Origin of the sequence: Streptomyces sp. NPDC051776 (assembly GCF_040681345.1) — a bacterium.
In the GTDB taxonomy this organism is placed as follows: Bacteria; Actinomycetota; Actinomycetes; order Streptomycetales; family Streptomycetaceae; genus Streptomyces.
In genome coordinates, this window is sequence record NZ_JBFAYQ010000088.1 from 1 (window position 1) to 10,736 (window position 10,736).

The 10,736-nt window shown below is 69.7% G+C and carries 13 protein-coding genes; 9 read left to right on the forward strand and 4 right to left on the reverse strand.

Annotated features, from left to right (window positions below; all coding sequences use genetic code 11):
* Positions 1–172 precede the first annotated feature (172 nt).
* From AB0M26_RS30380 to AB0M26_RS30390, 3 genes are all read left to right on the forward strand, one after another.
* The gene (locus AB0M26_RS30380; RefSeq protein ID WP_365266038.1) at positions 173–1,351 is read left to right on the forward strand and encodes a GAF domain-containing sensor histidine kinase; all 1,179 of its coding nucleotides are present in this window, start codon (positions 173–175) and stop codon (positions 1,349–1,351) included.
* Positions 1,344–1,994 (forward strand): response regulator transcription factor, encoded by a 651-nt coding sequence (locus tag AB0M26_RS30385; protein WP_365266040.1) that lies wholly within the window; start codon positions 1,344–1,346, stop codon positions 1,992–1,994. Before AB0M26_RS30380 ends, AB0M26_RS30385 begins: the two co-directional genes overlap by 8 nt.
* A 202-nt stretch (positions 1,995–2,196) precedes the next feature.
* Positions 2,197–2,436: a chaplin gene (locus AB0M26_RS30390; protein WP_365266042.1), complete on the forward strand. Its 240-nt coding sequence runs from the start codon at positions 2,197–2,199 to the stop codon at positions 2,434–2,436.
* Positions 2,437–2,648: 212 nt separating this feature from the next.
* On the opposite strand, the gene AB0M26_RS30395 is transcribed toward AB0M26_RS30390, so the two are convergent.
* A complete protein-coding gene (locus AB0M26_RS30395) occupies positions 2,649–3,458 on the reverse strand; it encodes a hypothetical protein (RefSeq protein ID WP_365266044.1) in 810 nt (269 codons plus the stop codon).
* A 108-nt stretch (positions 3,459–3,566) separates the two neighbouring features.
* Here AB0M26_RS30395 and AB0M26_RS30400 point away from each other — a divergent pair, with 108 nt between their 5' ends.
* From AB0M26_RS30400 to AB0M26_RS30415, 4 genes are all read left to right on the forward strand, one after another.
* A complete protein-coding gene (locus tag AB0M26_RS30400; RefSeq protein ID WP_365266046.1) occupies positions 3,567–4,361 on the forward strand; it encodes an ABC transporter ATP-binding protein in 795 nt (264 codons plus the stop codon).
* 321 nt (positions 4,362–4,682) lie between these two features.
* Entirely contained in the window at positions 4,683–5,105 is a 423-nt protein-coding gene (locus AB0M26_RS30405; RefSeq protein WP_365266048.1) for an NfeD family protein, read from the forward strand.
* A 131-nt stretch (positions 5,106–5,236) separates the two neighbouring features.
* On the forward strand, positions 5,237–6,202 hold the full coding sequence (locus AB0M26_RS30410; protein WP_365266050.1) for an SPFH domain-containing protein: 966 nt from the start codon (positions 5,237–5,239) through the stop codon (positions 6,200–6,202).
* 211 nt (positions 6,203–6,413) lie between these two features.
* The gene (locus AB0M26_RS30415) at positions 6,414–7,292 is read left to right on the forward strand and encodes a sulfite exporter TauE/SafE family protein (protein WP_365266051.1); all 879 of its coding nucleotides are present in this window, start codon (positions 6,414–6,416) and stop codon (positions 7,290–7,292) included.
* Between the two features lie 91 nt (positions 7,293–7,383).
* Here the strand turns inward: AB0M26_RS30415 and AB0M26_RS30420 are convergent, their stop codons facing one another.
* The 3 genes from AB0M26_RS30420 to AB0M26_RS30430 all read right to left on the reverse strand — a co-directional run bounded on the left by AB0M26_RS30420 (position 7,384) and on the right by AB0M26_RS30430 (position 9,530).
* Positions 7,384–7,902 (reverse strand): HNH endonuclease, encoded by a 519-nt coding sequence (locus AB0M26_RS30420; RefSeq protein ID WP_365266053.1) that lies wholly within the window; start codon positions 7,900–7,902, stop codon positions 7,384–7,386.
* A 248-nt stretch (positions 7,903–8,150) separates the two neighbouring features.
* A complete protein-coding gene (locus AB0M26_RS30425) occupies positions 8,151–8,678 on the reverse strand; it encodes a YbhB/YbcL family Raf kinase inhibitor-like protein (protein WP_365266055.1) in 528 nt (175 codons plus the stop codon).
* A 60-nt stretch (positions 8,679–8,738) separates the two neighbouring features.
* Entirely contained in the window at positions 8,739–9,530 is a 792-nt protein-coding gene (locus tag AB0M26_RS30430) for a sporulation protein (protein WP_365266057.1), read from the reverse strand.
* 157 nt (positions 9,531–9,687) lie between these two features.
* Between AB0M26_RS30430 and AB0M26_RS30435 the strand changes: the two genes are divergently transcribed.
* Positions 9,688–10,329 (forward strand): DNA-3-methyladenine glycosylase, encoded by a 642-nt coding sequence (locus tag AB0M26_RS30435; RefSeq protein ID WP_365266059.1) that lies wholly within the window; start codon positions 9,688–9,690, stop codon positions 10,327–10,329.
* 195 nt (positions 10,330–10,524) lie between these two features.
* Positions 10,525–10,736, forward strand: a 212-nt coding sequence (locus AB0M26_RS30440) for a hypothetical protein (protein WP_365266060.1), incomplete at its 3' end; no start/stop codon positions are given.

The window sequence follows — 10,736 nt, forward strand, 5'->3', positions numbered from 1 at the left end:
GTGGTTCAAAGGGCACGGCCTGTATCAACTGCGTGGCACTATTCGCTACCCGAAGGCTGCGTAACCCTGTCAAGAAGATCATCGGTAAGCCGTGTACGGGAAAACCGCACGCACGGATTGAAAGGGGACGGAGGAAACGGGCCCGTAAGGAGCACCGCGCCTCCAACTACCAATGACCACCGGCTCCGCACCCGAATCGGGTCTCGCCGCGGTGAGCGCCGCGCTGCTGGCGATGAGCCGCCACCTCGAAGTGCGCGATGTGCTGCAGACGATCGTGGCCTCCGCGCGCGAACTGCTGGACGCCGAGTACGCGGCCCTCGGGGTGCCCGACGACCACGGGGGCTTCGCCCAGTTCGTCGTGGACGGTGTCAGCGACGAGCAGTGGAAGGCCATCGGGCCCCTGCCCCGGCAGCACGGCATCCTCGCGGCGATGCTGCAGGAGGCCACGCCCCAGCGGCTGGCCGACGTCCGCGAGGACCCGCGCTTCGAAGGCTGGCCGCGCGCCCACCCCGACCTCTCCGACTTCATCGGCCTGCCGGTGGCCGACGGCGACGAGGTCCTGGGCGCCCTGTTCCTCGCGAACAAGCGGTACCCGGGCGGGCCGGCGGAGGAGCGCGAGGCCGCGCCCCGGGATCGCTGCGGCTTCACCGAGGAGGACCAGTCCCTGCTCGGCATCCTCGCCCAGCACGCCGCCATAGCCCTGACCAACGCCCGCCTCTACGAGCGCAGTCGCGAGCTGACCATCGCGGGGGAGCGCGCCCGCCTCGCGCACGAGCTCCACGACGCCGTCTCCCAGAAGCTCTTCTCGCTGCGACTGACCTCCCAGGCCGCGGCCGCTCTCGTCGACCGCGACCCCACGCGGGCCAAGGGCGAGATGCAGCAGGTCGCCGACCTGGCCGCCGAAGCGGCGGACGAGCTGCGGGCCGCAGTGGTGGAGCTGCGCCCCGCGGCCCTGGACGAGGACGGCCTCGTCGCCACCCTCCGTACGCAGATCCAGGTCCTCGACCGCGCCCACACCGCCGAGGTCACCTTCGCCTCGCAGAGCGTGCGGGCCCTGCCGGCCGCCCAGGAGGAGGCCGTTCTGCGCGTGGCCCAGGAGGCGCTGCACAACGCGCTGCGGCACTCGGGGGCCGCCCGCGTCGGGGTCTCCCTCGTCCGCAGCGGCCAAGGCGTCGTGCTCCGGGTCGAGGACGACGGCCAGGGCTTCGACCCGTCCGCCGTACGCCGGGCCGGCCGACACCTCGGCCTGGTGTCGATGCGGGACCGGGCGAGCGGCGTGGGCGGCGCCCTGAGCGTGGAGTCGGCGCCCGGAAAGGGCACCCTGATCGAGATGGAGGTGCCCGGTGGATGAGCGACGGCGCGCCATCCGCGTCCTGCTCGTCGACGACCACCAGGTCGTACGGCGCGGGCTGCGGACGTTCCTCGAAGTGCAGGACGACATCGAGGTGGTGGGGGAGGCGGCGGACGGTGCGGAAGGGGTGGCGCGCGCCGAGGAACTGCGCCCCGACGTGGTCCTCATGGATGTGAAGATGCCCGGCACCGACGGCATCGAGGCCCTCCGCAAGCTCCGGGGCCTGGACAACCCCGCCAGGGTGCTGGTCGTCACCAGCTTCACCGAGCAGCGCACCGTCGTGCCCGCGCTCCGTGCCGGCGCCTCCGGATACGTCTACAAGGACGTCGACCCGGACGCTCTGGCCGGCGCCATCCGTTCCGTCCACGCCGGGCACGTCCTCCTGCAGCCCGAAGTGGCCGGGGCGCTGCTCGCCCAGGAAGAGGCGCCGGGTGCCCAGGGGCGGGGAGGCGCGCTGACCGACCGGGAGCGCGAGGTGCTCGCCCTGATCGCCGACGGCCGCTCCAACCGGGAGATCGCCCGCGCGCTGGTGCTGTCCGAGAAGACGGTGAAGACCCACGTCTCGAACATCCTGATGAAGCTGGACCTGGCGGACCGTACGCAGGCGGCGCTCTGGGCCGTACGGCACGGCGTGACCGGCTGAGGCCGGGCGGGCGCCCCGGGCCGAGTGCGACGGCCCGAGCGGGGCCGTGCGGGCCCCTTCACCACGAACCGGCCAGCCAAACCGAGATTCATACTGTCGGGTGTATGTAGCCCTTTTGGCGCAACCGCGCCCGCGATGATCCGTTTTCCATGGCGTGCCGCGGCGATCCGTCCGCGGTGAAGTCCAGGGAGGGTCAAGAAAAGTGATGAACTTCAAGAAGGCCGCTGCCGTCACGCTCCTCGCGGGCGGGCTCGTCGCCGCCGGTGCCGGCGCCGCCTCCGCCGCCGGTGCCAACGCCCAGAGCGAGGCCGCGTTCTCGCCGGGCATCGGTTCGGGCAACGTGATCCAGGCGCCGGTCCACGTGCCGGTCAACGTCGCGGGCAACACCGTGAACGTCATCGGCGTCGGAAACACGGCCTTCGACAACTACGCCGCCAACTGATCGCACTCCAGCCGATCAGCCCGATCAGCACAGACCGGCCCTCGGGGGATGCGGGTCCCCGGGGCCGGTCCCTTTTGTGGGGAGCGTGTGCCTGTGAGGGTGCGCCTCGGAAACCCGCGGGAGGTTCGTCCCCCGAGCCTTCCCGCGGGGCCCCCGAGCGTTGCCCCTGCCGGTGGGCCGCGCCGCTCCCAGGGGCTACCGGAACCGGCCTCTCAGCGCCGCTCCCGCTCCTCCACGTACGCGTTGTACGCCGCCACCTGCGCCCTGCGCGCCGTGCGCTCCACCGGCCGCAGAGCCTCCGCGCGCGCGGAGATCTGCGACGCGCTCACAGCAGCCCCGTGCTCGCGCCCGCCCCCGCTCCCGGTGACCGGCCCGCTCGCGATGGCGATCAGCGCACCCACCCGCTGCGCCAGTTCCAGAACCCGCACGGCCCGCGGCGGATAGCCCGGTGCGAGCACCTCCCGGCCGCGCTCGGCCCGCGCCCTGTACGCCTCGAGCGCCGCGTCCGCCACGGGACCCGAGCCTGCCACGTCCATGCGTGAGAGCAGTTCGGTCGCCTCCCGCAGAGCCTCGGCGAGTTCGCGTTCCGCCTCGCCCAGCGACGGCACGTCCGCGGGTGGCGCCTCCCGCACGGGCAGGCAGTGCCACACCACCTCGATGTGCTGATCCCCCTCGGGACCTGCCTCGTGGACCTCGGGAACGAGGCCCAACGGCTGCCCGCCCGACGCGATCACGGCCTCCTCCGCCTCCATCGCCCGCGCGTTGAAGTCCGGCGGTCCGCACAGACCCAGCGGATGCCCGGGTGCGGGCAGCGCCACGAGCAGTCCGGTCACGCCGAGCGCGCGCAGCCGCCCGAGCCCGAGACTCAGACCGACGGATTCCGCCTCGCCGGGCAGCCCCTCGATCCGGTGCAGTGCGTCGTCCGCCACAATCCGGTGCACGGCCTCGTCGGGCGAGATCAGTCCGGCAATGAGGGCATTTCCCCAGGCGGCCAGCCGCCCTGAACGCGGTTCGGTGAGCATGGGACCAGCCTAGAGACCGACCCTGCCGACCGGTGGCGTAGGTTTTCCCTGGGGGCTGCGCCCACAGGCGCACGCGACAGCCGAGACTGCATGGGAGACAACGCGCTCATGAGCGATGTACTGGAGCTGGTGGACGTATCCGTGGTCCGCGAGGGCCGGGCTCTGGTGGACCAGGTCTCCTGGTCGGTCGCCGAAGGCGAGCGCTGGGTGATCCTCGGTCCCAACGGCGCCGGCAAGACGACCCTGCTCAACATCGCCTCCAGCTACCTCTTCCCGAGCAGCGGCACCGCGCAGATCCTCGGCGAGAAGCTCGGCAGCGTCGACGTCTTCGAACTGCGCCCCCGCATCGGCATGGCCGGGGTCAACATGGTCGACAAGCTGCCGAACCGCCAGACCGTGCTGGAGACCGTCCTCACCGCCGCCTACGGCATGACCGCGCACTGGAACGAGGACTACGAGTCCGTGGACGAGGAGCGTGCCCGCGCCTTCCTCGACCGGCTCGGCATGAACGACTATCTGGACCGCAAGTTCGGCACCCTCTCCGAGGGCGAGCGCAAGCGCACCCTCATCGCCCGCGCGATGATGACGGATCCCGAGCTGCTCCTGCTCGACGAGCCGGCGGCCGGCCTCGACCTGGGTGGCCGCGAGGACCTCGTACGACGGCTGGGACGGCTCGCCCGCGACCCGCTCGCCCCGTCCATGATCATGGTGACGCACCACGTCGAGGAGATCGCCCCGGGCTTCACCCACGTCCTGATGATCCGTCAGGGGAGGGTGCTGGCCGCCGGTCCCGTTGAGTCCACGCTCAACTCCCGGAATCTCTCCCTGTGCTTCGGGCTGCCGCTGGTCGTCGAGCGCAACGGCGACCGGTGGACCGCGCAGGGCCTGCCGCTGAAGTCCTGAGCGCCCGCCGGGCCCCGTCCATGACGTGCCCGCACTCTCGGGTGACGTGCCCGCACTCTCGGATCACGTGCCTGCACTCTCGGATCACGTGCCTGCACTCTCGGATCACGTGTCCGCTACTCCCGGTTCACCTGCTCCCATTCCGGACCGATCCGCTTCCCGGATCGCCCCCCCGCGCCCCCGCCCCCTATGGCCCCGGCCCGGTTCCCTGTGCACTTCCCCCAACGCCCGTGCCGCCACCGGGCCTTCGGCGGTCACACTCGATCACTCTGTCCGATCGGCCACTGTCGGCAATGAGGTCACCGCGCCTACGATGAAGGTGTGGATCCATGGGTGTGGTGGCTGATCGCCGCCGTCGGGCTGGGCATACCTCTCGTTCTCACCGCGACGCCCGAGTTCGGGATGTTCGCTGTCGGAGCCGTGGCGGCCGCCGCCACGGCCGCGCTGGGCGCCGGCACAGTGCCCCAAGTGCTCGTGTTCGCTGCCGTCTCCGTCGCTCTGATCGCCGTCGTGCGGCCGATCGCCGCCCGGCATCGGAACCAGCGTCCCCAAATGCCAAGCGGCGTCGAGGCGTTGAAAGGACGACAGGCCGTCGTCCTCGAACGCGTCGACGGCAGCGGCGGCCGGATCAAGCTTGCGGGTGAGGTCTGGTCGGCGCGTACGCTCGACTCCGATCAGGTCTGCGAAGTGGGCCAGCAGGTCGACGTGGTCGACATCGACGGTGCGACCGCCGTGGTGATGTGAGCGCCGTGTGATGTGCCGCGCGATGTGAAGCCTGCTCAACCGCCGGTCGGATGGCTGGAATCCGTACCGTACGGAGCCGCACTCTGCCAGACTCGATCATCAAGCAATCGAAGGGGTAACGGGGAGCATCCATGGAACCGATCATCATCGTCCTGATCATCCTGGTGGTGCTCGTCTTCATCGCACTCATGAAGACGGTGCAGGTCATCCCCCAGGCCAGCGCCGCCATCGTGGAGCGCTTCGGCCGGTACACCCGCACCCTCAACGCGGGCCTCAATATCGTCGTCCCGTTCATCGACTCGATCCGCAACCGGATCGACCTCCGTGAACAGGTCGTCCCGTTCCCGCCGCAGCCCGTCATCACCCAGGACAACCTGGTCGTCAACATCGACACCGTCATCTACTACCAGGTGACCGACGCCCGGGCCGCCACGTACGAAGTCGCCAGCTACATCCAGGCGATCGAGCAGCTCACCGTCACCACCCTCCGCAACATCATCGGTGGCATGGACCTCGAGCGGACCCTCACGTCCCGCGAGGAGATCAACGCCGCGCTCCGTGGTGTCCTCGACGAGGCCACCGGCAAGTGGGGCATCCGTGTCAACCGCGTCGAGCTGAAGGCCATCGAGCCGCCCACCTCCATCCAGGACTCGATGGAGAAGCAGATGCGCGCCGACCGTGACAAGCGCGCCGCGATCCTCACCGCGGAGGGCATCCGTCAGTCCCAGATCCTCACCGCGGAGGGTGAGAAGCAGTCGGCGATCCTGCGCGCCGAGGGTGAGGCCAGGGCCGCGGCCCTGCGAGCCGAGGGTGAGGCCCAGGCGATCCGGACGGTCTTCGAGTCCATTCACGCTGGAGACCCCGACCAGAAGCTGCTTTCGTACCAGTACCTCCAGATGCTCCCGAAGATCGCTGAAGGCGATGCCAACAAGCTCTGGATCGTCCCCAGCGAGATCGGCGACGCACTCAAGGGGCTCAGCGGCGCCATCGGCAACTTCGGCCCGATGGCCGGAGGTGGCGGTTCCGGCCCGGCCGCACCCGCGGCCTCAGCGCCCAAGACGCCCGCCCCGCGCCGGGAGCAGCCCCCGCTGGACTGAGCCTTGGGACCACGGACGGGCTCCGGAGCCTCGGGGCACGGGCGCCCGGACCTTGGGGCCCGGGGCAGCCCGGAGCCCTGGCGCTACGGTCGGGCGCCCCGCGATCCCGGCAACGACCTGGAGAGGTCCGGACGGCCGCGGCCCCCGCTGCCGGTGCCCACCTGTCGTCCGGCATGATCGGTGCAGGAGACACCGAACCGGAAGGCACAGCGTGGGCATCTGGGAGGCATTCGCCGTATTCGCGGCAGGCATGGCAGCCGGCACGATCAACACCATCGTCGGCTCCGGCAGCTTGATCACCTTCCCGGTCCTGCTCGCGGTGGGCCTGCCGCCCGTGACTGCGAACGTCTCCAACAGCCTCGGCATCGTTCCCGGCGCGATCGGCGGCGCCATCGGCTACCGCCGTGAGCTCAAGGGCCAGCGCAGCCGCGTCCTGCGTCTCGGCGTCGTCGCCGTCATCGGCGGCCTCATCGGCGCCGCCCTGCTGATCGTCCTGCCGTCCGACGCGTTCGACACGATCGTGCCGATCCTCGTCGGCCTGGCCGTCGTGCTCGTCGCCGTCCAGCCCTGGCTGGCACGAGCCGTTCAGCGTCACCTTTCGCGCAGGACCTCAGCCGGAGCTGCAGATGCCACCCTTGCCACCTCCGGCGCCGCTGCGGACAACGACGGTGTCACGGACGACAGCACTTCGGGCGGGGGTGCCCCGGCCGCGCCCGGAGCGCGCGCCCACCGGGCCGACGGCGGCCCCGTCCTCATGGGCGGACTCCTTCTCGCGAGCGCCTACGGCGGCTACTTCGGGGCGGCTCAGGGAATCCTCTATCTCTCCCTGATGGGTCTCCTGCTCGACGACGACCTTCAGCGGCTCAACGCCGTCAAGAACGTCCTCGCCGCCCTCGTCAACGCAGTCGCCGCGCTCTTCTTCCTTTTCGTCGCGGACTTCGACTGGACCGCCGTACTGCTCATCGCGGCGGGTTCCGCCCTCGGCGGCCCCCTCGGCGCCATCGTCGGCCGCCGACTTCCGCCCATCGTGCTCCGAACCATCGTCGTCGCGGTCGGGATCGCCGCGATGGTCCGTCTGCTCCTCGCCTGAGCCGTGAGCGAGTCCTGAGCGAGCCCTGAGCGAACCCAGAGCGAACCCCAGAGCAATGCGCTCGAGCACGACAGCAGATGGACCCATCCGCTCACGCAGGCACGCGCGCACCCGGTGCCGGCATCCACTCGGGCAGCGCCTCACGCCCGGACATCCCCAGCGCCAGCACCAGAGCATCCGCGGGCGTCGGCTCGAACGGTTTACTGAGCAGCCGCATCCCCGCCTGCTCCGGAGTACGGTCGGCCTTGCGGTGATTGTCCTCGGCGCACGCAGCGACGGTATTCAGCCACGTGTCCGCACCACCGTGCGAACGCGGCACCACGTGGTCCACGGTCGTCGCCCGCCGCCCGCAGTACGCGCAGCGATGCCGGTCACGCACCAGCACACCCCGCCGCGACCAGGGCGCCCGTCTTCGGAACGGCACCCGTACGTAACGGCAGAGCCTGATCACCTGCGGCACCGGAAGATCGACCGCCGCGGCGCGGATCCGCAGCCCCGGGTGGGCCTGCTCAACGACGGCCTTGTCCTGCATCACGAGCACCACCGCGCGCCGCAGCGACACAGTCGACAGCGGCTCGAAGCTCGCGTTCAGTACCAGCGTCTCGCGCATGCGTGCCCACCTCCCGGTCCCCCCGCCGGGTGGCGGGCTCAGATCAACTCTGGCCGCGCACACCAGTCGGAACAACGCAATTTCCCGTACCGAAGGCGGCACGGGGTGAAGACGTGAAAACCCGCCCGCCCCGCCACGCGAGACGTGGCAAGGCGGGCGGGTCACTGCGCCGTACGGGACGTCCGCGCATCGGCATCGCCGACGCGTCGGCAGTGCCGGCAACAGGACGCCCCGTCAGGGCGCCCCCATCACGGCGCGGTGTACTCGCTGAGCAGTTGGGCGCGCCCCAGGGTGTGGAACCGCAGGTTGAAACCCACGGCCGCCGCCGTGGCGTCCGCGTCCGGACCCAGCTTCTCCGTGTCCACGGCGTAGACCGTGAACACGTAGCGGTGCCTCTCCCCGGGCGGCGGAGCTGCTCCGCCGAAGTTCCGCTTCCCGTAGTCGTTCCGTACGTGCACGGCCCCCTTGGGCAGTCCCTCGAACTTGCCGCTTCCGGCCCCCGCGGGCAGCTCCGTGACATCGGCGGGGATGTCGAAGAGCACCCAGTGCCAGAAGCCGCTCCCCGTCGGCGCGTCCGGGTCGAAGAGCGTCACCGCGAAGCTCTTGGTCTCCGCGGGGAACCCCTCCCACCGGAGGTGGGGAGAGATGTTGTCCTTCGCGAACACCTGCGCATCGGCCAGCGTCGCCCCCGGCGCCACGTCATCGCTCACCACGGTGAACGAGGGCACCGCCGGATGGAAATCGTGCGGAAGCGGCGGCCGCTTGAGCTCGGACACGTCGAAACCTCCTGATCGGATGGCTCGGGATGGATCCAGTGGATCTCTGCCTCTCCGAGCCTAGAACCAGTTGCGGCGACCGCCGACCTCGGCGAGCCACTGGTTGAGATATGCAGCCCAGTCGGTCCCCTGGAAGTTCTGGAGGTTGACGGTGAACGACCGGTAGGAGTCGGTGCCCTCGGTGAACAGACCCGGCTTCTTGTCCATCTCCAGGACGACGTCCATCTCGTGGCCGTCGGCGATGAACGTGAGCTCCACCTGGTTCAGGCCGCGGTACTGCGGCGGGGCGAAGAACTCGATCTCCTGGTAGAACGGCAGCCGCTGTCGCGTGCCGCGGATGTGCCCGCGCTCCAGATCCGCGCTCTTGAAGCCGAAGCCCAGCGAGCCGAAGGCGTCCAGGATGGCCTGCTGCGCCGGCAGCGGATGGACGTTGATCGGGTCCAGGTCGCCGGAGTCCACGGCACGGGCGATCTGCAGCTCCGTCGTCACCCCCATCTCCATCCCCGTCAGATGCCGCCCCATGAACATCGTGATCGGGGTCTCCCAGGGGATCTCCAGGCCGAACGGCACCGCGTGCACGGCACCGGCCTGCACCTCGAAGGCCCCGCCGAGCTGCTTCCGGTGGAACTCGACGTTCTGCTTGACGTCCTGTCCGTTGACCTGCACGTCCTCGCGCTCGACCCGCGACTGAAGACCGACGGAGAGTCCCTCGATCTGCTGCGGCACGGACCCGCCCTGGATCCGCACCTCGCCCTGCACGACACCGCCCGGTACGACGTTCGCCTCGGTCAGCACGGTTTCGACGGAAGCTCCGCCGGCACCCATGCTCGCGAGCAGCTTCTTGAAGCCCATGTTCTTCCTTCCCCGGGCGAAACCATGTCTCGCCGCGACAACGTTTGACCTCTAGATACGCGCCACAGCGCCGGGCGGTTCCGTCCGGCCAACGGTGGCAAGCGGATGACCGTATGGCCAGCCGTCGTACGTACCAGGTGCACTACGCTCGGAGCGCATGCCGCACCGTACGCCGCTACCTCGCGACTTCTTCGACCGGCCCGTCCTCGAGGTCGCCCCGGACCTCCTCGGCCGCACCCTTGTCCGTACGACAACCGAGGGCACGATCGAACTACGGCTGACGGAGGTCGAGGCGTACGACGGCTCGAGGGACCCCGGCTCGCACGCGTACCGCGGCCGGACCGCGCGCAACGCCACGATGTTCGGCCCGCCCGGCCACGCGTACGTCTACTTCATCTACGGCATGTGGTTCGCGATGAACCTGGTCTGCGGACCGGTGGAGCGCGCGAGCGCCGTGCTCCTCCGCGCCGGCGAGATCACCGGAGGAGTGGAGCTCGCCCGGAAACGGCGGCCCACGGCACGCAAAGACACCCAACTCGCCCAGGGCCCCGCACGTCTGGCCACCGCACTGGATGTGGACCGTGCCCTCAACGGCGCCGACATCTCCACCGATCCGGGCTCTCCACTATCGGTTCTCGAAGGCGAACCGGTGGGCCGCGACCTCGTCCGCAATGGCCCGCGTACGGGAGTCGGGGGCGAAGGGGCCGTCCACCCTTGGCGTTTCTGGATCGACGGCGATCCGACCGTGAGCCCGTACCGCGCTCATACGCCGCGTCGCCGTAGCCAGAAGGCGACTTGACTCCCAGTCCGGAAACGCCTAACGTAGCCCGAGCCGCTTGACACGGGAAGAGCCGCGAACGGCCTCAGCCGAACGCCAGACCCGCAAGCGGCACAGCCATCACTACGAGCTTCTTCCCTAACCGGGGTCAATTTTGGCGTGCCCAGAATTCATCTCGAAGGGGGCGATTATGAATCGCCGAGGAAACCCGCTAGTGTGGTGAACACCGAAGGGAAGCGCCCGGAAAAACCGGTGAGATGGTTTCGATGGAAGCGTCCGTTCCTTGAGAACTCAACAGCGTGCCAAAAGTCAACGCCAGATATGTTGATATCCCGTCTCCGGGCCATGGTTGTGGTCTGGGGGTTGGGTTCCTTTGAAGAAAGACACAGCGAGGATGCTGTGGACCACTGGGTTATTCCTCTGGTGGT

Excerpts from the sequence above, each read along its gene's own strand:
- AB0M26_RS30410 (WP_365266050.1), top strand. The coding sequence starts at position 5,237 with ATGGAACCGATCATCATCGTCCTGATCATCCTGGTGGTGCTCGTCTTC.
- AB0M26_RS30380 (WP_365266038.1), top strand. The coding sequence starts at position 173 with ATGACCACCGGCTCCGCACCCGAATCGGGTCTCGCCGCGGTGAGCGCC.
- AB0M26_RS30420 (WP_365266053.1), bottom strand. The coding sequence starts at position 7,902 with ATGCGCGAGACGCTGGTACTGAACGCGAGCTTCGAGCCGCTGTCGACT.
- AB0M26_RS30395 (WP_365266044.1), bottom strand. The coding sequence starts at position 3,458 with ATGCTCACCGAACCGCGTTCAGGGCGGCTGGCCGCCTGGGGAAATGCC.
- AB0M26_RS30430 (WP_365266057.1), bottom strand. The coding sequence starts at position 9,530 with ATGGGCTTCAAGAAGCTGCTCGCGAGCATGGGTGCCGGCGGAGCTTCC.
- AB0M26_RS30435 (WP_365266059.1), top strand. The coding sequence starts at position 9,688 with ATGCCGCACCGTACGCCGCTACCTCGCGACTTCTTCGACCGGCCCGTC.
- AB0M26_RS30400 (WP_365266046.1), top strand. The coding sequence starts at position 3,567 with ATGAGCGATGTACTGGAGCTGGTGGACGTATCCGTGGTCCGCGAGGGC.